The organism is Tateyamaria sp. syn59, assembly GCF_007995245.1.
Taxonomy (GTDB): domain Bacteria; phylum Pseudomonadota; class Alphaproteobacteria; order Rhodobacterales; family Rhodobacteraceae; genus Tateyamaria.
The window spans coordinates 19,596-40,555 of the sequence record NZ_VCBA01000009.1 but is presented as its reverse complement, the minus strand read 5'-3'; the positions used below and the strand labels follow the sequence as shown (position 1 = coordinate 40,555).

At 57.0% G+C, this 20,960-nt stretch carries 19 protein-coding genes and 1 pseudogene; 6 read left to right on the top strand and 14 right to left on the bottom strand.

Annotation, left to right across the window (positions count from 1 at the left end):
• Positions 1–39: 39 nt before the first annotated feature.
• The 6 genes from FD715_RS16690 to FD715_RS16665 form a co-directional block, all read right to left on the bottom strand.
• On the bottom strand, positions 40–315 hold the full coding sequence (locus FD715_RS16690) for an XRE family transcriptional regulator (protein ID WP_147112371.1): 276 nt from the start codon (positions 313–315) through the stop codon (positions 40–42).
• 442 nt (positions 316–757) lie between these two features.
• A complete protein-coding gene (gene pufX, locus FD715_RS16685) occupies positions 758–997 on the bottom strand; it encodes an RC-LH1 core complex protein PufX (RefSeq protein ID WP_147112366.1) in 240 nt (79 codons plus the stop codon).
• Positions 998–1,009: 12 nt separating this feature from the next.
• Positions 1,010–1,933, bottom strand: a complete 924-nt coding sequence (gene pufM, locus FD715_RS16680; RefSeq protein ID WP_147112363.1) for a photosynthetic reaction center subunit M — start codon at positions 1,931–1,933, stop codon at positions 1,010–1,012.
• Positions 1,926–2,774: a photosynthetic reaction center subunit L gene (gene pufL, locus FD715_RS16675; protein ID WP_147112360.1), complete on the bottom strand. Its 849-nt coding sequence runs from the start codon at positions 2,772–2,774 to the stop codon at positions 1,926–1,928. The genes pufM and pufL overlap by 8 nt, the downstream gene beginning before the upstream one ends.
• Before the next feature lie 399 nt (positions 2,775–3,173).
• The gene (gene puhC / locus FD715_RS16670) at positions 3,174–3,647 is read right to left on the bottom strand and encodes a photosynthetic complex assembly protein PuhC (protein ID WP_223274938.1); all 474 of its coding nucleotides are present in this window, start codon (positions 3,645–3,647) and stop codon (positions 3,174–3,176) included.
• A gap of 24 nt (positions 3,648–3,671) precedes the next feature.
• Positions 3,672–4,133 (bottom strand): sel1 repeat family protein, encoded by a 462-nt coding sequence (locus FD715_RS16665; RefSeq protein ID WP_189799525.1) that lies wholly within the window; start codon positions 4,131–4,133, stop codon positions 3,672–3,674.
• A gap of 273 nt (positions 4,134–4,406) precedes the next feature.
• On the opposite strand from FD715_RS16665, the gene FD715_RS16660 reads away from it, so the two are divergent.
• Together FD715_RS16660 and FD715_RS16655 are read left to right on the top strand one after the other, a co-directional pair.
• Positions 4,407–4,913 carry a pseudoazurin gene (locus FD715_RS16660; protein WP_147112352.1) on the top strand — a complete coding sequence of 169 codons (507 nt, stop codon included), beginning with the start codon at positions 4,407–4,409 and terminating at the stop codon, positions 4,911–4,913.
• Positions 4,914–4,973: 60 nt separating this feature from the next.
• Positions 4,974–5,705 carry a hypothetical protein gene (locus FD715_RS16655; protein ID WP_147112349.1) on the top strand — a complete coding sequence of 244 codons (732 nt, stop codon included), beginning with the start codon at positions 4,974–4,976 and terminating at the stop codon, positions 5,703–5,705.
• 36 nt (positions 5,706–5,741) lie between these two features.
• On the opposite strand, the gene FD715_RS16650 is transcribed toward FD715_RS16655, so the two are convergent.
• Positions 5,742–7,742: a TonB-dependent receptor gene (locus FD715_RS16650; protein WP_189799524.1), complete on the bottom strand. Its 2,001-nt coding sequence runs from the start codon at positions 7,740–7,742 to the stop codon at positions 5,742–5,744.
• 413 nt (positions 7,743–8,155) lie between these two features.
• Here FD715_RS16650 and FD715_RS16645 point away from each other — a divergent pair, with 413 nt between their 5' ends.
• The 3 genes from FD715_RS16645 to FD715_RS16635 are packed head-to-tail and all read left to right on the top strand — an operon-like array spanning position 8,156 to position 12,356.
• Positions 8,156–9,982, top strand: a complete 1,827-nt coding sequence (locus FD715_RS16645) for an ABC transporter ATP-binding protein (RefSeq protein WP_147112344.1) — start codon at positions 8,156–8,158, stop codon at positions 9,980–9,982.
• Positions 9,979–11,712: an ABC transporter ATP-binding protein gene (locus FD715_RS16640; RefSeq protein ID WP_147112340.1), complete on the top strand. Its 1,734-nt coding sequence runs from the start codon at positions 9,979–9,981 to the stop codon at positions 11,710–11,712. The genes FD715_RS16645 and FD715_RS16640 overlap by 4 nt, the downstream gene beginning before the upstream one ends.
• Entirely contained in the window at positions 11,709–12,356 is a 648-nt protein-coding gene (locus FD715_RS16635) for a protein-S-isoprenylcysteine O-methyltransferase (protein WP_147112337.1), read from the top strand. The genes FD715_RS16640 and FD715_RS16635 overlap by 4 nt, the downstream gene beginning before the upstream one ends.
• Positions 12,357–12,647: 291 nt before the next feature.
• On the opposite strand, the gene FD715_RS16630 is transcribed toward FD715_RS16635, so the two are convergent.
• The 6 genes from FD715_RS16630 to FD715_RS16605 form a co-directional block, all read right to left on the bottom strand.
• Positions 12,648–13,325 carry a bifunctional 2-polyprenyl-6-hydroxyphenol methylase/3-demethylubiquinol 3-O-methyltransferase UbiG gene (locus FD715_RS16630; RefSeq protein ID WP_147112333.1) on the bottom strand — a complete coding sequence of 226 codons (678 nt, stop codon included), beginning with the start codon at positions 13,323–13,325 and terminating at the stop codon, positions 12,648–12,650.
• 3 nt (positions 13,326–13,328) lie between these two features.
• Positions 13,329–13,811, bottom strand: a complete 483-nt coding sequence (locus FD715_RS16625) for a pseudoazurin (protein WP_147112330.1) — start codon at positions 13,809–13,811, stop codon at positions 13,329–13,331.
• On the bottom strand, positions 13,795–14,565 hold the full coding sequence (locus FD715_RS16620) for an ABC transporter ATP-binding protein (protein WP_147112326.1): 771 nt from the start codon (positions 14,563–14,565) through the stop codon (positions 13,795–13,797). The genes FD715_RS16625 and FD715_RS16620 overlap by 17 nt, the downstream gene beginning before the upstream one ends.
• Positions 14,562–15,635, bottom strand: coding sequence for an iron ABC transporter permease (locus tag FD715_RS16615; protein ID WP_147112323.1), 1,074 nt, complete (start codon positions 15,633–15,635; stop codon positions 14,562–14,564). Before FD715_RS16615 ends, FD715_RS16620 begins: the two co-directional genes overlap by 4 nt.
• Before the next feature lie 46 nt (positions 15,636–15,681).
• Positions 15,682–16,842, bottom strand: coding sequence for an ABC transporter substrate-binding protein (locus FD715_RS16610; protein WP_147112321.1), 1,161 nt, complete (start codon positions 16,840–16,842; stop codon positions 15,682–15,684).
• A gap of 528 nt (positions 16,843–17,370) precedes the next feature.
• Positions 17,371–18,174 (bottom strand): aminoglycoside N(3)-acetyltransferase, encoded by an 804-nt coding sequence (locus FD715_RS16605; protein WP_147112318.1) that lies wholly within the window; start codon positions 18,172–18,174, stop codon positions 17,371–17,373.
• A gap of 377 nt (positions 18,175–18,551) precedes the next feature.
• On the opposite strand from FD715_RS16605, the gene FD715_RS16600 reads away from it, so the two are divergent.
• Complete coding sequence (locus FD715_RS16600; protein WP_189799522.1) at positions 18,552–19,763, top strand: dienelactone hydrolase family protein; 1,212 nt, start codon at positions 18,552–18,554, stop codon at positions 19,761–19,763.
• A gap of 181 nt (positions 19,764–19,944) precedes the next feature.
• On the opposite strand, the pseudogene FD715_RS16595 reads toward FD715_RS16600, so the two are convergent.
• Positions 19,945–20,702: pseudogene (locus FD715_RS16595) on the bottom strand (IS5 family transposase).
• Positions 20,703–20,960: the final 258 nt, after the last annotated feature.

Genomic DNA, 20,960 nt, shown 5'->3' with positions numbered 1-20,960 from the left:
CGAGCAGCACAAACGTCGTAACTTGTTTGCCTGAGCCGACTAGCCGCAGCAGCCGCTTGTACATTTTTTCGCTGACGCGGGCTCAAGATCTTCAGCGATCAAAGGAAATTCGCCCGTCAGGGTCTGGACTGGGACATGCAGCGCGTCCGATACCTGAACGAGTAGGTTTTCGGCAACGACTGGTGCACTGTCCGTTTCGATCTTTGCAATCTGCCGCTCAGTCAAACCGGCCAGCTTCGCAAGCTTTGGCCGCCCGATCTTACGTGATTTACGGATGGCCTTTATTCGATCTCTGTCAACTGTCACGCTGTTCATAGAACATTCCCATGGAAGCAGATTATTATAGCGGCAAGTCGCAAAGCATGGCTCTGACATCAAGCCTTGAACCAGTTGCGGATTGAAGTCTGTGAACCGCACCGGTGATGAACAGGTGGGTGCCTAAAATTCAGTCGGGACAGCGGCAGCTGGGTCCGCACGTGCAATCCTCGCAAGTGCATGTCTCACCGCAACAGCATTGCCCATCTGTCGGTGCTTCTTGTGAACATCCACATTCGGGCGAGCATTGGGCGCACCCACAAGTATCAGGTTCTGTCATGAATCACTCCGTGTCGGGCGCTGCGATTGCGATGCTAACCCATTTATGAAGGCGGCACAAATCGACTGCATATAAGCCTGTGAAATTCAGTGCCGATTGCGGGCCGTGGCACCCATAGAATTGCCGCGTGGGTGGAGCGACCCATGCGGCAAAAGTTAATGCCTACGACCCCTCTTCGCTGGACGACACGAAACTATCTGGCGTGGGGTCTTGCGCCTCTTTTGACTCCGGGGGCAGGAACGTCCCCACCACATAGATCGCATAGATAAATAGGATCGGCCCAAAGAGGACTGTCGCCGCGAACGCGCAGCCCCGAACCATCTGCCCGAGGATGTTGTCCAGCAGGAATTTGCGGCGGTCCCTTTCGGAGACGTTTTCCAGTTCAAAGATGTGTTTGGTCATCCCGCGTACCTCCTAGTCCAGCGGCGCATAGCCGTGCTCTTGTGCCCAGACGTACCAGTTGTCGACCACTGTACCGGTCAGCAAGATGCCGATGCCGCCTGTGATCGGCGTCAGGATTGCGAACCACCAGGCCCAGCGGTGAATGCCCTCCATCGTGGCGTTGAACCCCATGGTCCAGCGCCAGAATAGAGCGGCGCGTTCTGTTGCTGTCCCGCGATTGGCGATCTGCTCCAGTTCGCGGTCGCCACCGTAGCGGGACACCGCGAGGATCGTCGCACCGTGCATCGCGAACAGCAGTGTTGACCCATATAGAAACACGATCGACAGGGCGTGGAACGGGTTGTAGAATAGGTTGCCATAAAGCACGGAAAAATTCATCGTCCAGTCGAGGTGGCTGAAGATGCCATATGGCACAGCCTCCGACCAGTTACCGATCAGGATCGGGCGGATCAGGCCCAGCACCAGAAACAGCCATATGGCGGCTCCAAATGCCCAGAACACGTGCTTGCCCATCTTTTGCTGCTGCGCAAGCTGGTAGGACCGCGCCCACCAGGCCATCACTGACACCAGAAGGAAGAAGCTGGCAATCAGCCACATCCCGCCCTCTTTCAACGGCGGCATACTCAGCCCGTAGTCTGGCGAGGGTGGCTCAAGCGAGAACCAGAACAGATCGCGCATGAAGACGCCCGGATTGTAGCCTGCCTGCGCCCAGTAGCTGGCGCCGACCATCAGGAACCAGATCGCCCCCGTGGCCAGTGACACCACTCCGAAGCTGCCAAGGTAGATCGGGCCCAACTGAGCATTGCCGAACCAACCGAGGAGCGTGGAGTAACGCGCGGACGTCGTGCGATCGGTGGGATTCGCATCCTCGATCATGCCCATTTCAGGCGGTCCTTGGATTTGAACCTGCGTAAAGATGTTCTGATACTCAGCCATTAACGCCTCCCTCAAGGTCGATCCAGAACGGCAGATCGACATACCAGTACCACCAGTCAGCCCAGGCATCGAACCAGACCGTTCCGGAAATCACGATGCACACGGCCGACCAAAAACCGGCGTTCAAAGCGAGCAACAGGCCAAGGCGGTGGATGCCAAGTGGCCCAATTGAATAGCCGATGAAATCGCGGAAAAACGTGTCTTCATGTTCGGGACTCCGCATGGTTTCGCCCTTTTCGGGGTTCGCCGCCGACAGGATCAACGACCCGTGCAGTGCAAGTGCGAGCGTCGTGGTGAAGAAAAAAGTCACCGCGATCATGTGGGCCGGGTTGTAGTGGAAGTTGCCATAGGCATAGCCCACGTTGTTGACCCAATCGAGGTGGCTCCAAATGCCATACGGAAAGCCGTGCCCCCAGGCGCCCATCAGCACAGGGCGAATGACCACAAGTGTCGTGTAGGCAAAGATCGCGACACCAAAAGCAACCGGCACATGGCATCCGATACCAAGCTTTCGGCAGATCTCCGTTTCACGCAGCGCCCAGCTGATAAAGGCGCCATGGGCGCATATCGTGATCAACTGCCACAATCCGCCTTCGGCCAGCGGTGCTACACCCAGACCGACATCAAGCTCTGGCGGCTCGATCGAGATCAGCCAAGGATTCCACGTGTCACCCAGAGCGGCCCCATAGAATATCAAAAATGTCCCCAACAGCGTGAAGAATGCCGTCGTGACCCCGAAGAAGCCGACGTAGAACGGGCCAACCCAAAAGTCGAAGAGGTCGCCGCCAATGAGCGTGCCTCCTCGAACCCGGTACTTTCGTTCAAACGAGAGCAATGCCATCGTTTTCCCCTTTCCAGCGTAGCCAAGCGCCGATGCCGACCGCACACAATCTATGCGGCAAAACCCAATGTGCGCCCGACCGACCGCCGTGCGCAGACAGTCGGTCGAGCCGTGCACATCGCACGGTGATAGGAGCGGAGGTCCTATCGGTTCTTAGAAAATGAACTGGCAAGACTGCTGGTCCGTGTCGCAGGCAATGGCCTGCCGTCAAACAGCGTCGCGCCGCTTCCAGCATAAGGGCAGAGCTTGCCAACCGACCCCTTTTGCCAACCGGAACCGCGGAGAACGATCCGGCCCCAAGCTGCTAAAAGCAGATAGCAATGTTCGACTGCCTTAGACTACCGACCCGCGGCAATCTGTCAATAATAATTTACATATTTTGTCAGGAATATTGGACAGCTACTTTGCGTCTTGCTGAAGCAGTGCTTTGAAGGATGCTACATTGTCTTGACCAAAGCTGTTGAGTTCAGTCTCGCGTTGCGTCTCTGGGTCGAAAAACGTCAGGCGTGTCTTACCACGCTGCCGCAGATAGATGGCCGCGTCGGGATCCGCACCCACCTTCATGCGCTCGCGGTCAATAACCCGGACGATTGTCGAAATAAAAACGGCCTGGCCTGGGCCGAAATCGGCGATGAGGGCACCTCGAAGATCTGTTACCTGCGCCGACCCATCAAGCTCCGCCTCCAAGTGTAATGCCCGCTCGGAGGTTATTGGCAAATCGGCTGGCCGCGCAGCAAGGGGCTGCTCCGTCAGCCGGGCCCAGGCGACAAGCGCCACGATGACACACAGCAGGGCGGCGATCATAATCATCGCCCGCCCAGACTGCGGACCAAGATGGGAAGGGGCGGTGTCCTCTGTTTCAGGTGTAAGCATTGCTATGCTCTCCGATGTCCGTATTCATTTGCACGCAACATCGGTCTGAGGGCTGAAATCCATGTCCGGATTTTGGAGCAGCCCGGCAGTTTCACGCCATAGCGCAGCTGCGCAGCGGTCCTGAACCACGCCGTGCATGCCGCTTTTGTAAAGCTGCGACAGCGTCATGGCGGCCAATACAGATCCGTCATTTGCCGCAAGTCCCAACCAAAGAAACGCTTGATCTCGCTGATCCTCAGTTCGGGAAACAGACATGAGATGCGCGCCAAGGAAAGCAGCCGCATGGGTATGACCAAGCTGCGCGCTTTGTTCAATGTAATCGAGGCCGAGCTGTTCTTCGGTTTCCTTTGCAGCGTCACGGATCAGCGGCGTGCCAAGCGTAAACATCGCTTCGGGGTGTTGGGCTGTCACGGCGCGTGCAATAAGACGTATCCCTTCGTTTTGTTGGGCCTGTGTGCAAACGGGCTGGATCAGTTTCTTGCCCAAATACACCATTGCACCGGCATCACCCGCCGCGGCCCGATGCGCGACAAGTCGGTTGGACAAGGGCGATCCACATGGGTGTGGGGTCGGCTCCGCAGACACTGTGGGCGCAAAAAATAAAGCGGTCGAAAGTGCCGCCAAAGTGATCTTCACGGTGCAATAAAAATACCTGAGCATAATTGTAGACTTTAAGGCAATCTGCTCTAATCTGCAATGCACCGCGAGGAATGCCGATGTGCTGCCCCAGCAGAAACATATATCTACTGAGGTCTTTTCATGTCGAACTCGCACAGCCGTCGCACCTTTCTGGCAGGCAGCGCCGCCGCAACTCTTGTCCCTGCTTTGCCTACGAAGGTGTTTGCCCAAGAACCTGTCACAATCGAGATGCTGACCAAGCATCCGACTGACAGCAGGCTGCGCAACATTTTTCTTCCGCGGGTGATCTCTGTCGAAGCAGGCCAAACCGTGTTGTTCAAGGCCACCGATCGTAGCCACAACAGCGCGTCAATCGACGGTATGATCCCTGAGGCAGCCGAAGAGTGGGATGGCCGGATCAACGAGGATATAGAAGTTATCTTCGATGTGCCTGGCATCTATGGTTACAAATGCACACCGCACGCCGCCACGGGTATGGTGGCGCTCGTCGTCGTTGAAGGCGAAGGCAAGCTCGACAACCTCGAGGCCGCGCAAAGCGTACGCCAACGCGGTCGCGCCAAGAAAGTGTTTGAAGAAATCTGGGAAGAGGCGTCCGAGATGGGGCTTCTCGAACCAAGCTCTGCTTAAGGGCTTCGCGGCCTCGTGCGTATCGTTGCGATATACTTGGTGGCCGTGGTCGTTCACCTCATGGTACTACCCGGGGCTGTCCGCGCCGAGGTGGTTTCGATTGTGGTGAACCGCGCAGCGACGCACACTGAACTCTACATATCGGCCGAGGCCGAAACTCTGTTTCGTGCCTTCGGCGCAGATACGCAGATCGTTCCAAAACATGATGACCGCGTCGATTACGCCGCCTTCGCGGGTGGGACGTGGGGCATTGGCGACGCCCTGATTGCGGACGCGGTGATAGAGATTGACCAGTCTCCGGTTCGGCCTGAGGCAATGTCTTTCATGCTTCATCCCTCGGGCGACGCCCTTGCCTTTGAAACACCATTGGACGGTATGGTCGCGATTGGCGTCTGTAACGCATTGTCGTCCGATGCGACGTACTATTTGGCCGAGTTGTCCGGCTACGCGGGTTACTTTGCCGATGTCGGCAGCGTGGAGGCCACCTTAGAGCTGACATTGGCCACGCCCACCGCCAGCGACCTGACCGTTCGTGTCTTCGACTTCGGCAGCGGTCAACAGACCAAGTCTCTGCGATACTTTGAACCCGGAGCAAACGTGACCCTGACCCTTGCCGCGCCAGGGTCGTATTTCGCCTTTGGCCATGTGTTGATGTATGCGCTCATTCTCCTCATCAGTGCCGTGTTATCTGCGTGGACCTTCGCGATATGGCGCGGAAGGACCGAGAAACGCATTCGATCCCAAAGCCATTTCAGGCCAAGGAAATCCAGCACGTCTGCGCACGCGCGTTGACAACACCCGGCCGATCAAACGATTTCCGCAGTCTGATCAGAACCGCAGTGTCGCCGATACGCCGATTGTGCGTGGAGCACCAATGGCCTCCACATTGAAGGCTGCGAGGTTGGGATCTGTGGAAATGACGATGTCTTCGTCGAACGCGTTTTCCACAAATGCCTCAAGCCGTAGGTTTCGACCCTGAAAAATCGTGTCATACCCGACGCGCAGATCGACCTTTGTGTAGTCTGGCAATGGTGTTGTGCCTGCAAATCCCGAGCGGTCGCCGACATGCTGGATGTCAATCCCAAAATCCCAACCCGCGGGCGATATGTACTGATAGCCAACCGAAAAGGTCAGACCGACAGACTCGGGTAGATCTTGGCCCAAAAACGCTGCGGCGCCCGCCGAGTTCCCGACGTCGGTAATCTCCGTATCAAGCAAGCCAAGCGAAGCGCGAAGCCGCGAATTTGGTGTCAGCGCCACGTCGCCAGATATTTCCAAACCGAACCCTTCTGCTTCGGGCAGATTGGCAATCAACCGACCGCCACCGGCCCCGGGGATTTGGGCGTCATTCAGGCGATAGTGGAATACAGCGGCATCCAGATTGAAGCGATTCTCGGGGTCGTTGAAACGGACCCACGCCTCGTGCTGGCGCAAGGTTTCGCCGTCAAAGACACTCACCCCCGGCACAGGTGGTAGCAGATTGACGTCGACAGAGCCCGGCCGGAACCCTTCGCTATACTGATAGCCTACAACCAGCGTTTCGCTGAATTCGTAGCGAAACCCGATTCTGCGCGTGAACCGGCTGTCCGCAGTGGTCGAAACCGCGCTTTGTGACACACCGGCAAAGGTCAGATCAACCTCTCTGCGAATGTCCTGTTCTTCGTATCGCCCGCCCACAAAGGCAAACAAAGACTCGCTGAAGGCAAACTCGATCTCGCCAAAGATCGACTTGTTAGTGAACTCGCCGTCCGCAAGAAAGACAAACGGGATGGGCACGGGAAACAGCGTGTCATTTGCACCGTCTTCGTCCTGATCCTCGTATGCGACACCGATCACACCGGCGCTCACAAACCCATCCCCCTGGTAGCGCGCCAAAAGCTCGAACTGCGTGTTTTCGAAACTTTGCGTCAGATCAAAGGCTGAATTGGTCGCCGGAATTCGCGTCACCAAATCCTGGTATGAAAGCTGCCCTTCCAAAGACCAGGCCGCGTTGATGTCGAAATTTGCCTGGATCGAAAAGATGTCCTGATCAAGCCGGGCTTCTGACGCGGTGTTTGTAAAATCGCTGAGTTCAAAGTTATCAGACCCAACATCACGGGACGGGAAGCCGATCCGATCTTGCCTTTGCCGTTCGTAACCAAAAACAAGCTCAAGGCCCGGTATCGTTGATGGCGCATACAACAGTTTGGCACGGAGGGTCCCATTTTCGATATCTTCGATTTCGCTCCGATCAGCTTGGACCTGCGGGGTCGGATCGACCACGTTTATGAATTCATCGCCGAAATCGGCGTCAAAGCTAAGCCTGACCGCCACATCGTCGCTCAGCGGAGTGTTGTAGACCCCCGATAGACCAAAAAGCGGCTCGCCGTTGCGCGTCTCATAGGAAAAGCGCAACGCACCTTCCCGTTCGAAAATCGGATCGTTGGTCACCACGTTGATCGCGCCTGCCAGAGATGACCGCCCACCCAGCGTTGTTTGTGGGCCGCGCGCAACCTCCACCTGCTGGACATCCCAGCCCGATGCAAAAGCCCCCAATGCACCGTTGGTGGATGACACACGGCTCACACCATCAACAACCACATTGACCCGAGGGTTAGACCCCGTTGCAAATTGTGATGCCCCAACGGCGCCGCCCGTGCCGTCAAGGCCCCGGATCACCGGCAGTTGAAAGCCGCGCTGAACGTCCACATTGGGCAAGCCGTCGGCCGCGTCGATGACGCTCTCATGCTCGGCGGATTGCACTGCATCGGTTTCAACCACGGTGTTCGAAGCCGAGGTTTCCCGAACGGGGCGTCCCAGATTATCCCAACGCAAGACAAGTGTACCCAAATCAACGGGTGTTTCCTGGGCTGCGACAGTTGTCGCGGAAAAAAGAGAAAAGGCATAGATCGCGCATGTGCTCGCGTGAAGGCGAGCCTTGGCATTAGGCGCACGCATGTGACGGTCCCTCTGTTGTGACCGCGTGCCTCCAATTCTACGTGGGTGGCGGTTGTATTTTGATTGGATGATGCGCGATCCCACGCGCCAGCGTGACCGTGTATCAAATGTGTTTTCCTGTAAACGCTCACTTTCCCACGTGGGCTGATACGCCGCATTGCAGCAACGGGCACGTACTCGATTGGGCGGTCACGAACCCACTGACAACGTGCCGCGTTGAATACCCAGCATCTGTTAGATAGTGTCAATGCACCTAGGTTGCGTTTCTGATTGCGTACTCTGTATCGCTTTCACCCAGGGCTGGCATGTCGCGACATGCCCCAGATTCAACCCATTCACCCGTCAAAGCCGCACTCGTACGGTTCTTGTCAGGTGGCATCCTGGAGTATGCCGTGGCCCGAAAATCCCCCAAAACCCCATCACCTGTCGCGCGTATTGTTGGGCCTGTCAAAAGAGCTCTCGTTCTCGCTTGCATCGTACAAGGTTTTGCAGCCATCGCAGGTATCGTCCCCTTTCTGTCAGTGATCGAAATTGGGCGTGCGTTGCTGACAGAGGGTGACACGGCCCGCGCGATAACAATCGCCTGGGTTGCTGCCGCTGCCCTTGCGGCGCGCTTTGTGCTGCTGTTGTCGGCGTCGGTGGTTTCGCACAAGGCCGATGCGGATTTTCAACTGTCGCTGCGGCGCCAGATTGCCGATGCGATGACTCGGGTGCCGCTCAACTGGTTCTCGACCCACAGCGCGGGCGATCTGAAAAAGAACATGCAGGACGATGTAAAGGCGATGCATGTCATCGTTGGCCATGTCTACACCGCCATGGTCAGCGCCGTTATCACGCCTGTTTGCGCGTTGATCTACCTGATTTACCTGAACCCATGGCTCGTTCCCGCCGCTATCGCGCCCGCACTACTGGGCGTCGCAGTGTTTGCCACGCAGATGAGCGAAGCGAAGGACGCCGCTGACGCCTATCATGAAAAAATCGCCAAAGTGAACGCCTCTGCACTTGCTTATGTGCAGGGGATTTCAGTGATCAAGGTTTTTGGCGGATCCGACCGCGCATTTGATCGGTTTGTCCAAAGCGGGCATGATTTCGTGCAGGAATTCTGGCTGTGGATCAAAGACAAGTTACGCGTCGCAGCCACCGCCGAAATCATTATGTCGCCGCTGACATCCATCGTGATCGCGGCAGCCGTTGGCCTCGCAATGTTTTCGGGTGGCTGGATCGGTGCCATTGATGTACTTGCTCTGTGCGTTCTGACACCGGCTTTTACACATCCTTTTCTCGTCCTGAATTTCATGAGCCACTTCATGCAGCAGGGCCAGCATGCCGCGACACGTTTGGTTGAGCTGCTCGAGACGCCGAAGCTTGAAGTGCCGGACACACCGCGCACCCCCGACGGGTCGCGCGTGGTTTATGCGGGCGTGTCCGCCAGCTATGACGGGCAACGTGATGTCCTGTCAGGCATCAATTTATCCCTCGCACCACGCACCGTGACGGCGCTTGTGGGGCCGTCCGGTTCAGGCAAGACAACGCTTGCGCGCCTGTTGCCACGGTTCTTCGACCCGCGCGCGGGTGAGGTGACGCTTGGCGGTGTGCCCCTGACGCAGATCGACCCTGATGTCCTGTACAGCCATGTCAGCTTTGTGTTTCAGGATGTGCGCCTGCTGCGCGCGAGGGTGGCCGACAACATAGCGCTTGCTGCACCCGACACGCCGCGCGCGGATGTCGAGCGTGTGGCAAAAGCCGCGCATATCCATGATCGCATCATGGCCCTACCAGACGGGTACGATACTATGCTTGGCGACGGCACCAACCTGTCCGGGGGCGAGGCGCAGCGTATCACCATCGCCCGCGCCATGCTGTCGGACGCGCCTATCGTTGTACTGGACGAAGCCATGGCCTTTGCCGACGCCGAAACGTCCGCTGCTCTGCGCGCAGCATTGGCCACGTGGACCGGAACGCGCACCGTTCTGATGATCGCGCATGATCTCACCTCTATCGTTGGGGCGGACCAGATCTGTGTGCTCAAGGCTGGGCGTATCGTTGAACGCGGCACCCACAAGAGCCTGCTCGCCGAAGATGGGCTTTACGCCGAGCTTTGGGGCGCGATGGAGCGGAGGGAAGTGGCATGATCCCCCGATTGCTTACCGTTGTCGGACACTCTTTCCGCCCCCGCATCCAAATGCTGATGGCGGGCCTGGCCCTCGAAGGGGCGTTGATGGGCTTGGGCTTTGTTGCGCTCGTTCCGTTTCTGCGCGCGGTGCTCGACGGGGATGCAGATGCGGCTGTCCTGCCGCTCATAGGCCTTGCCGTGGTCTTCCTGGCCTATGCCGTCACCCGCTGGGTGATGCAGCTTTATGGCTACCGGACGGGCCTGCAGATCGCGAATGTCCTCTTTGAACGCTTGGGCGCGCAGATCAAGGCACTGCCGCTTGGCTGGTTCAATGAACGGCGCGCGGGTGAGTTGTCTGTCATGTCAAGCGAGGGGATTGTCGAAATCATGAGCCTCGCCGCCCACCTGATGCGCCCATTGGTCGTTGCTATCACGGCACCAGCCATCGTGCTGATTTTCATCGCTTTCATCGACTGGCAACTGGCTGTGGCGCTGGGTTGCGTCATCCCCTTTGCCGTTGCTGCATTCATTTGGTCGGGGTCGCACATGCACAAGGCTGATCACTCGGTTCATGGCACCTCCGTTGATGCAGCGGCACGCATTTACGAGTTCGCGCAGGCCCAGACTGTGCTGCGTGCCTTTGGGCGCACGGATGGCGCCGCGCGGGAACTGGACCGCGCCTTGGTCCAAAGTCATGACGCCACAATGTTCAAGCTCAGGAATGCTGCTTCCGGCTTTCTGGCCTTCACGCTGACAATCCAACTCGCTCTGACAGTGCTGCTGGTCTACGGCGTCAATCGCAGCCTCGGGGGCGAGGTGGATGTTCCCGAGCTTGTAGCGATCTTCGTCCTCGGCATCCGCTTTGCGGAGCCGCTCTTGGGCGCAGCCGACGTGCAGGACGTTGTGCGCAGTTCGGACGCAACGCTGGGCCGAATGCAGGACATCCTGGATCTGCCATTGATGCAATCGACAGGCAATGCCAAACCGCAAGACAATGCCATTCGCTTTGACAACGTCACCTTTGGCTATAACGACCAGCCTGTCCTTGATGGCTTTACCCTCGACGTTCCGGCAAACAGCCTCGTGGCGGTAGTTGGCCCGTCAGGCGCAGGCAAGTCCACTGTCTTGCGGCTGATCGCGCGCTTCTTCGATGTCGAGGCCGGGCGCGTGTCTGTTGGCGGCGCAGACGTGCGCGATATCGCAACAGAGACGCTGATGGATCAACTTGCCGTGGTGTTCCAGGACGTTTACCTGTTCGATGGTACCATCGCCGACAATATCCTGATCAGCAAACCCGACGCCAGCCGAGACGCGCTTTGGGATGCGGTACGCGCCGCACAGCTTGAGGCGACACTGGCCCGCTTCCCCGCCGGGCTTGATACCCCTGTAGGCGAGGGCGGCGCCGCATTATCGGGTGGCGAAAAGCAACGGGTGTCGATCGCCCGCGCCTTGCTCAAGAATGCCAATATCGTGCTGCTGGACGAAGCAACGGCTGCCCTTGATGCACTGGACGAGGCCCGCATGCGCGCTTCCATCGAAAAGCTGGCGCAGGATCGAACGGTGATCGCAATTTCACACCGGCTCAGCACCATTCAAGCCGCGGACAAGATTGTCTTTCTCGAAGACGGCAAGGTTGCCGAAGAGGGTGATCACGCAACTCTCTTGGCCAGGGGCGGACGCTACGCTGCGTTTTGCGCCCTGATGGACGCCAAGTTGCAGTCCACGGGCACAGTGGAACCTTCCCGATGATCGGTGCTGCAATCCCTTATGTCATCATGCTTGCAGCTGCTGTTGCGGCCACGCTGCGCGGCTCACCCTATTCCGCTATCGAATTCCTAGTGTTGATGGGAGCGTGGTATACTGTGCGGATGTACCTGACCTGGGGCGAAGAAAAGCCGGTCAACACAGAGAAAGACGCAAGGCGCGAACGCATTCTTGCGGGTCTTGTAGGCGCTGGCATGGTGTTCTTACCGATCCTGACCATCAGTCTGCCGATTATTGACTTTGCATCCTATATCACATGGCCCGGTCAGTTCGTGATCGGGATGCTTGTGGGCGCGCTGGGGACCTACGTGTTCTGGTGTGCGCACCGTGATTTGGGCAAAAACTGGTCTGCACATCTTGAAGTGCGCGAGAAGCATACGCTGGTCACAAATGGTATCTACGGTCGCGTGCGGCACCCGATGTATACGGCGATCTTTCTGCTTTGCCTAGCTCAGGCGTTGATCCTGACCAATTGGATCGCAGGTCCCGCAGGCTTGGTGTTTTTCACCCTGCTCTACGTAACCCGTGTGGGTCCGGAGGAGGCAATGATGGAAGACCAGTTCGGCGACCAATGGCGCTCCTATGCCGAAAGGACGCCTCGGCTCATTCCTTCATTGGGTCGCGTTTGAAAGTTCAGAGTTGCTCGCACGGCTTGGGATGGTCAGCCGAGTGAGGCAGGATATTGATGCAGTTATTGTCCTCGCCAATCATGACCAATCCGATGATCTGCATTTGTTTGCCAACCGCTAACATCCCAGCGCGATGAGACCGTTTCCGCCAATTGTAATAGGCAGAGCCTGGATGCGCGCTCAGGGGTCTCTTGCACCCTTTTGTTTTGTCATCCGTAGAGGGCAGTCCGTAGTTGCCCGGTGTGGCATTGGCGCGCCCGTAACTCCGCGGCTACAGTCGTGGGTCCTGTTTTAGGCAGGGCGGTGGCAGCTAAAGCAAAGCTTCCAGGTGCAGTAGGTGTCTATGCGTGCCAGATCGCTTGGAAAATAGTCTGAAGGCCCCTCAGCCGGGATGGGCGTTTGGGCCAGAAATCGACTTACCGACACTTCGAACCCAGCGGTCCGAAAGGCTTGGGTAATCTGCGCAACGCTATGGCTTGGGACTTCGATATTCGAAAACGTTTTGATCTTAGCGCGCCAGTGTTTCCAGAGTGGGTTGTCGGCGTGACAGCAAGTGACGGCGTCGTACCGCCCACCGGGCGCCAGCAAGGTAATTACCTGCTTTGCATGGTGTTCAAGATCGCTAATCAGGTAGATCACCTCGTGACTGAACGCCAGGTCGAAGTTCTGGCCTGCATCTGTAAGCGTGGGCGTCGCCAAGTACGTCAGCGGGCGGCTGCCCTTGGCCGCTTCCGCCAATGCGATCCGGTCGCGGGCCAGATCGACGCCTGTACCAGCGGCGAAGGGATAGGTGTCATAGAGCATCCGCAGAAATCCGCCCTGGTTGCAGCCGATATCGAGTATGCGTTTGTCGGAAAGATCCGAATGCGGGATGCAGCGGATCATTTCGCGCCAGATCCAGGCATGTTCATGTGTCATGCCATCCTCTTCGGATGGATCCTTGGACCATGTGTCGATCAGGCTAGACATGTGCTACGTCTTTCCCTCTTCGAGTTGCCGCAGCAGGGCGCGGAAATTGGTGCGTGCTGCGCCGGGGTGGCGTACCTTCTTGACCGAGTCGAGGTTCGTCAGATCGCCGCCCACCACGATCAGGCCCACCATTCCCTGTTCATAGTGCGGTAGGCAGAGATATCCGTAGATGCCCGGAACGGTTAAAGTGAGAGTGATTTCTTCGTCGATACCGCCGTTCCATGGCTCCGCGCCCTCAGGGATCATGCCGCGTTTTGATGCGGAGTTGTGGCTGGGATCGGTCGCGAGGAAGGTCACGCTATCGCCAACGTCTACATGCAAGATCGCAGGGTCGAAGACGTTGAGGATGTTGCTGTCATTGCAATCCGCGTTGAGCATCAGGATGGAATGCTTGCCTCCGGTGGCTGTTGGAATGGGTGTCTTGGCCGCGGCATAGGTGCCGGTAAGCGCTGCTAGGGAGATGGTAAAGTTACGACGTGTAAGCATGGACGACGAGATCCTTTTTAGGGCCTGTGGTGATGCGGATGTCTACGCCGTACGTGGCGCCAATTTCGGGCTGATGAAGCACATTTGCGGGGGTGCCTTGGGCCAGAACCGTACCTTGGCGTAGCAGGATCAAGTGATCTGCAAAGCGGGCCGCAAGGTTTAGGTCGTGAAGTGCTACAATGCCGATGGCATTACGGTTGGCGATGGTGGTTCGGATACGGTTGAGCACGTCAAGTTGGTGGCGAAGGTCAAGCGCGGAGGTTGGCTCGTCAAAAAGGTAGACGTCTGCTTGACGGATCAGGGCCTGGGCCACCGAAACCATCTGGGCCTGCCCGCCGGAGAGGTCGGAGATGTATGCTTCGGAAAGGTGACCGATGCCCGCGCCGTGCAAAGCCTCGCCCACGGCGTCCATGTCCTCAGTTGTGACGCGCCAACCGGAGAGGTTCTTGCGCGCCATCATGACCACGTCAAAGACCGTCAATGCGGCATTGGCAGCAAAGAACTGAGGCATGAAGCACACGCGTTTGAGGCGGGTGCGGACGGGCAGGGTGGCAAGGTCGGTGTCGCCGAGCATCACTGTGCCTACCGAGGGTGCCAAAAGACCCGCAATGACCCGGAACAGGGTCGATTTGCCGGATGCATTTGGTCCAATTAAGGCTGTCAGTTCACCCGGTTTCAGCGCATCAAACCCGGCTCCTTGCAGGATCGGCCGCTTGTCATATGCGAAGTTGAGGGCGACGGCGGCGAGGCTCATTGCCAATGCCTTTTGCGTTGGCTGAGGATCAGACTGACGAAAAAGGGGATCCCGATGAGTGAGGTGATCATTCCGATGGGATAAACGATGCCGGGTGTGATCGCCTTGGACGCGATGGAAGTGCCGGAAAGGATCAGCGCACCCGCGAGCGCCGACAGCGGCAGAAAGCCCCGCTGATCCTCGCCGACGATCATACGAGCGATATGTGGGCCCACAAGGCCGACAAATGCGATGGCACCGACAAATGAGACGGCAACGGCCGACAGCAGCGAGACGCCTGCCAGCACAGCAAGACGGAGCAAGGAGACGTTGACGCCAAGCGCCGCGGCCTTGTCTTCGCCCATGCGCAGGGCGGTCAGGGCCCATGAGCGGCTAAGGAAATAGGGCATGACCACGGCCAGCACCAGTAGGCAGATGCCAACCTTTTCCCACGTCGCGCGGGCGAGGGAGCCCAGCTGCCAGAAGATTAGTTGCGCCAGCTGCAGTTCGGATGCGCCGTATTGCAAAAAGGCCAGCAGCGCGTTGAACGTAAACAGCATAGCGATGCCGACGAGGATCATCGCCTCGGGTGTGACCCCGCGCAAGCGGGTGAAGGCGAAAAGGGCAAGGGACGCCAGCATCGAAACGACAAACGCGTTGACGGTGACAAACAGGCCTCCGACACCAGGGATCACCGACAGGCCCAGCACGATGGCGAGCGCAGCCCCAAACGAGGCAGCTGACGATAGACCCAGTGTAAACGGGTCTGCCAGCGGGTTGTTGAGAATGGTCTGCATTTCAGCGCCCGCTGCGCCTAACATCGCACCTACGACAACGGCCATCAGTGCGACTGGCAGGCGCAAATCCCAAATGATCACCTCTTCCTTCACTGTGGCGATAGAGGGATTGACGATGATATGGGCAACCCGCCAAAAGTCGAGATCGGCAGGCCCGGTGATGACGTCCACCACAACAGTGGTGAACAAAGCAAGAGCAGCAAGGCCAACAAGTGAAACGCGGCGGACAGACCGGCGACGATAGGCCGTAACGATGCCCTGCGCAGTGAGCGAAGGTGTGGTGTCTGTGGGCATATTGAGAGGTCCACGGGCGCGTTGGACACGCCCGTGGTCGATGGCGTCAGTCGGCAGGCGCCGAAGCGCTGAGCCAGAACTGGCCGGAGTTGTCATAGGGCATGAACTTGTCATGCATGCGATCAAATGTCTCTTGCGGGTCGAGATCCGCAAAATCATCCGGGTAGAGCCACTTAGCGATCTGTTGCACAGCGATGAAGTGATAAGGCGAGTTGTAAAACTGGTGGTAGATCGAGTGGTAGTTGCCATCCTGCACCGCCCGTAGATCCTTGAAGCCCGGGCGTCCCGCCAAAGCGTCGATCTTTTCGGCGTTTACGGCCGGGTCTCCCTCGTACCCTAGCAGGGTTGAGGTAACTTCAGGTTTGGCTTCGGCCCAGTTGGCACCGGTCCCGATGATATGGTCGGGGTCGGCGTCTATGATCCCTTCCATCGAGATGTCCACGGAGTAAGCGTTGGCGAGTTTGGAGGCAAAATTCGTACCGCCCGCCAGTTCCACAAAGCGCCCGTAGTTGTAGGGGCCGAAGGACCAGCAACAGAAGTCGTTCTGCCACCCGGCTGCATTTTCGATCACCACAAGCGGGCGTTCTTCTGCCGGAATTTGGTCGACCACATTGGTTACTTTGCGCATTTCAGCCACGTAGAAATCGACGAATTCAAGCGCGCCTCGTTCTTCACCCAGAAGCCGTCCGAGAATCAAAAGTGACGGCACCGTGTTCTCGGTTGCATTGCGGCGGAAGTCGATGAAAGCGACGGGTACGCCAGCTTTGTCCAACTTCTCGATCAGTCCTGTTTCTTCGGCTTTGAAGAGGTTGCCTGCGTCGAGCAGCAACAGGTCCGCTTCAGCTTCGAGCACAGCCTCGACGCTAAAGTCACCCGCGTAGGGATTGCCGAAGTTGATCATGCGATCCGCATCGTCCGGAAATGCGGACTGGAATTTGCGGAACGCATCGGGGTCATACTGGATCAGGTCGTCTTTCCAGCCGACGATCTTTTCAAACGGATTTCCGTCGGTGATGGCGGCAATGGAATACATCATCCGGCCTTCGCCCAAGATTATCTTGTCAGGGGCTTCGGTCAACGTGACTTGGCGCCCGGCGATGTCGGTAATGGTCAGCGCTTCGGCACTTGCATCAGGGGCTGCTGCGAGCAGGGTCGCAGTTGCTGCTATAGCGGGGACGAAGCCGCTGACATTCGTAATGAACGTCATAGCGGTCTCCTGTTGGCTACATTCGTGTGATATGATGTGTCATCCTGAAATCCAAGTAAAATTATCGGAATTACCCCCCAGGATGAGGAATCATAGCCAAGAGATGATCTTGGCAGTGCGTGAGATGGTTGAGAGGGAGACCTTTGCACACCTGTCGTATAGGGTCGCTACCGTCCGCCAGTCTTTGCGCTTGTCGAATGTGTTTTTGATCCGGTTTCTACGCCCTGGGGTCGCGACCAAGACAAAGGAGACTTGAACCGCAAGCGGTTCAGGTCACGGTTCAGGAAGTTTGGATCCGTGACAGATAGGCCAGACAACCTCAAGGGGGCCATCCACAAAAACAGTCGGGCTACGCCCGCCAGTTTATGCGGTACGGATTTGGTGCCCAAATCTGGCAACCCTTGATCCTGTCTGTCTAATCTGTCGGATCAATCATGCGCCCCACGCTCACTTCTGCCCGAAAACGATGTTTTCAGACAGCAATGAGTGCGCGGGCGCGAATAAGGGGCAACCGCAGATGCACACCTGCTAGCGTGTTTCGCCGCTCTGTTTGTTTACGCGATCAATCCAGCCCGAAGCAAATTCAACAAGAGCTTGAAAGCCGCAGAGTTGGCATAGGGCGTCGCCGAATTTGCCATTGGAAACAGCGCCAGTGTCCTCAAACGCTGAACCGACTGCCGGGAAAAGCCGGTTCATGTCATCAGCGACATCAGGTGTTTCAATCCACGCTCCATCCATTGAACCGTATTTGAAACGCCGGGTCTTAATCCGTTTGTGCGGTGACAGTGTCTCAGCGGTATGGAGAGCCGAGCATCGGTTCCAACCTACGCCTATGAGCAAAATCTTCATCGATTGACGATGTCTGATTTTGCCAAGTGGGGTTTGCTCGCCTGTTGCCCATGCCAGGCTATGGGCTTCGACAAGGCGGTTCGCATCCAGACCGTTAAGGCATATCGAAACTGTCGGATGACTGCTGCGCTTTGTTCCTGGCCAGGTTCTGAACATCTCGGCTATGACACCCATGCCCGATGTTGGTGACTTTGCAATGTCGAACCCGAGTACGGAGTTTTCTATTTCCGCGATCTGATCTTGCGATAACGCGGACCGGACCAAGTAAGCCGGAAAGTATGCGTCCGCAGAAAATCCCGGCATTCCGACCAGTCCGTTCTCTCCTACAACTTGCTGAAGCGCTTCGATGACGGTTCGCGGCCCACCCACAACAGAACCAACTGACTTCATTGAAGCATGAACGAACAATCCGTCACCTTCTTGAATACCAAGGTCAGTGAGGTCGGTGACGAGACTTTTGAGAGTATGAAATTTTGCAACCATGCTGCTCGCTAACACGGATGCTACTTATGCAACATACATCGAAGCGAACTCGGAGGCTTCATCCGACGGTTTGGGTCAATCAACTCGTCTGACCCGAAAAGTGGCATTCAGTGGCGCCGGTTGAGTGGTGATCGCGCGGGACAAAGTGAGCTTTTGCCGCGTGTGCGCCGATGTGCGCCTTAAAGAATAGGATCCAGTCTCCTGTCCGCTCCTCATCTACCGGGCGTTCCAATGAGCAATACTCAGCCGTACTCGCCGCTTTGGGGCCATTTGCAAAATCCTGTATGTTATGATGTGCCGAAACTGACGCTCCTCACCGGAACGAGAGTGAAAACTCTATGTGGTGTTTTCGAAATTTGAAACTAGCGCTCCAGACCATGCTGCTCGCCTTCGTTCTGGCTGGAGCCGCCATTGCCCAGGATGTCGTTCGCATCGGCAATGTACCACTGCCTGGTGATGCCGTCGAAACGCAGGAAGGGTTGTCTGGATTTGCCGGAACTTGGGTTGGGCAATGGGACGGTTGGCGCAATCACGTCTTAATCATTGAACGTATAACCGAAAATGGACTGTCAGATGTGGTCTATGCTGTTGGAAGCGATCTGAACGGAGCAGGGCGTTGGTTCAGGCGAAAGGCAAAAATCCAGGGCGACACGCTTACTTTTATCGATGATGGTTTTTCCGCAAGTTACCAATTGTCGGAAACTGGACGAATGCGAGGCGTATTTGATGATGACCGGGGTTTTGCGGTTCTGGAGCGCCGGAACCTGTCGGACATACTTGCTGCGCCTGGTGAGGATTGGTTTTCTATTGCAAATCGGGAGTACCTTCAAACCGATCTCGTTGAGAACGGACAGCCTGTTCGGCTAACCGTTGTCACCTATGCGCCGCAGGGCGACGGCCCTTTTCCACTTGCATTGCTTCACCACGGCTCAACAGGGTCTGGAACGCGGCCAAGTGACTTTGACAGGGTTTGGACAAGTGCTTGGCTTGCAGACCTATTGAACGAGTATGGCTGGCTTGTCGCTTTTCCCTACCGAAGGGGCCGAGGTATGTCAGACGGTCTTTATGACGAAGGCTTTGCACCGGATCGGGCAGACGGATATTCGCCCAAGGCTGAGTTTTCGATACCAGGTGCTGAACGCGCGCTGACAGACGCGAATTCTGCTCTGGCAGCCCTCAGATCGCGACCTGACGTGGCGCAAAGCGACATTCTGGTCGGCGGCGTATCTCGCGGTGGGGTCGTCGCGATAATGCAAGCTGGTAGCAAACCGGATGACGTCGCTGGCGTGATTAACTTTGTGGGCGGTTGGACTGGGAGTAGGGGCGATGCATCAATCAATCCCACGCTCTTCAAACGTATCAACCCATTCAAAGGTGAGGTCTTGTCTATCTACGGCGAGGAAGACCCTTATTACAGCATCGAGCATTCCAAATCGAACTTAGCCGAGATGGAAAGGCAAGGAGCGAAAAACACGCTTCACGTTCTGAAACTACCGGGATACCGGAACGGTCACTGGGTGATCACAATGCCGGCCTTGTGGGAGAAAGAAGTCGAGTTATTTCTCCGCCATATTGATAAATCGCGGTGATCATACTGCCATAACTGAGGTGTCAGCACCTCCTGGATCTATCCAAGTTCGTATCCAGTAGGATGAACATAAGCCGAGGTTCGCAAACAGTGTAGCATCCTTCGTTTATGTTGACCGCTTTACCCGGCGCGAGCCGTCGCACAGAGGAGATTTCTTTTCCTGAGCCGGTTAGGGTCAGGACTCATAGCCAGTAGATGACGGTTGCGGCGAGTGCGATTGCTGAGAGGAATACCTTTGGACAGCGATCTTATCGGGTCGCTACACGCCGCCAGTCCTTGAGCCTGCCGAACATGATCTCGATCCGGTTGCGGCGTTTGTATCGACGCTTGTCGTACTTTACCGGTTTCTTCCGCTGCTTCCGGCCAGGGATACAGGCGCGTATCCCATTGTCTTTCAACGCTTCCCGGAACCAATCGGCGTCATAGCCGCGATCTCCGAGCAGCCAATCGACATCAGGCAGGCTGTTCAGCAATGCCCTCGCTCCGATGTAATCGCTGACTTGCCCAGCTGTGACGAACAGGTTGAGCGGACGCCCTTGGCTGTCGCAGATGGCGTGCAGCTTGGTGTTCATGCCACCTTTGGTGCGACCGATCAGGCGTCCACGCCCCCCTTTTTGACGCCCAAGCTGGTCGCTGTGCGGTGGGCCTTCAGGTAGGTGGCGTCGATCATCACGGTCTTCTCTTCGCCGTGCTCGGCAGCCAAACCCATCATCATCCGGGCAAAGACACCCTTATCGCTCCACCGTTTCCAGCGATTGTATAGCGTCTTGTGGGGGCCATAGGCGGCGGGTGCATCGCGCCTGCGTAAGCCATTGCGATTGAAGAAGATAATCCCGCTCAGCACGCGCCGATCATCGACGCGCGGCTTACCGTGGGACTTCGGAAAGAAGGGCTCAAGGCGCGCCATTTGCGCATCCGTCAGCCAAAATAGATCAGACATGGTCACCGCTCGGTTTTCGAACCGTGAATCATGCTGCCAAACGGAAATCAATGGGTCCTGACCCTAGAGGGGCGAGACCTATGCCTTGCCCCTTGAAACAGGTCGGTAATTCCCCACCCCTTTTGGCACATGAATTGGGCATTCATGGGAAAATAGAGAGCGCTTTCCAAGCAACAACTCAGATGCGATTAGCAAGTTACCCTGAACAGCTGAGACTTCCCAAACGGGTGAGGTCTCTGGAAAGCGAGCTTAGAGCAC

Bases quoted from the DNA above. Each gene is read 5' to 3' on its own strand.
- FD715_RS16690 (WP_147112371.1), bottom strand. From the start codon at position 315: ATGAACAGCGTGACAGTTGACAGAGATCGAATAAAGGCCATCCGTAAA.
- pufX (WP_147112366.1), bottom strand. From the start codon at position 997: ATGACCAAACACATCTTTGAACTGGAAAACGTCTCCGAAAGGGACCGC.
- pufM (WP_147112363.1), bottom strand. From the start codon at position 1,933: ATGGCTGAGTATCAGAACATCTTTACGCAGGTTCAAATCCAAGGACCG.
- pufL (WP_147112360.1), bottom strand. From the start codon at position 2,774: ATGGCATTGCTCTCGTTTGAACGAAAGTACCGGGTTCGAGGAGGCACG.
- puhC (WP_223274938.1), bottom strand. From the start codon at position 3,647: ATGCTTACACCTGAAACAGAGGACACCGCCCCTTCCCATCTTGGTCCG.
- FD715_RS16660 (WP_147112352.1), top strand. From the start codon at position 4,407: ATGTCGAACTCGCACAGCCGTCGCACCTTTCTGGCAGGCAGCGCCGCC.
- FD715_RS16655 (WP_147112349.1), top strand. From the start codon at position 4,974: ATGGTACTACCCGGGGCTGTCCGCGCCGAGGTGGTTTCGATTGTGGTG.
- FD715_RS16645 (WP_147112344.1), top strand. From the start codon at position 8,156: ATGTCGCGACATGCCCCAGATTCAACCCATTCACCCGTCAAAGCCGCA.
- FD715_RS16640 (WP_147112340.1), top strand. From the start codon at position 9,979: ATGATCCCCCGATTGCTTACCGTTGTCGGACACTCTTTCCGCCCCCGC.
- FD715_RS16635 (WP_147112337.1), top strand. From the start codon at position 11,709: ATGATCGGTGCTGCAATCCCTTATGTCATCATGCTTGCAGCTGCTGTT.
- FD715_RS16630 (WP_147112333.1), bottom strand. From the start codon at position 13,325: ATGTCTAGCCTGATCGACACATGGTCCAAGGATCCATCCGAAGAGGAT.
- FD715_RS16625 (WP_147112330.1), bottom strand. From the start codon at position 13,811: ATGCTTACACGTCGTAACTTTACCATCTCCCTAGCAGCGCTTACCGGC.
- FD715_RS16620 (WP_147112326.1), bottom strand. From the start codon at position 14,565: ATGAGCCTCGCCGCCGTCGCCCTCAACTTCGCATATGACAAGCGGCCG.
- FD715_RS16615 (WP_147112323.1), bottom strand. From the start codon at position 15,635: ATGCCCACAGACACCACACCTTCGCTCACTGCGCAGGGCATCGTTACG.
- FD715_RS16610 (WP_147112321.1), bottom strand. From the start codon at position 16,842: ATGACGTTCATTACGAATGTCAGCGGCTTCGTCCCCGCTATAGCAGCA.
- FD715_RS16605 (WP_147112318.1), bottom strand. From the start codon at position 18,174: ATGGTTGCAAAATTTCATACTCTCAAAAGTCTCGTCACCGACCTCACT.
- FD715_RS16600 (WP_189799522.1), top strand. From the start codon at position 18,552: ATGCTGCTCGCCTTCGTTCTGGCTGGAGCCGCCATTGCCCAGGATGTC.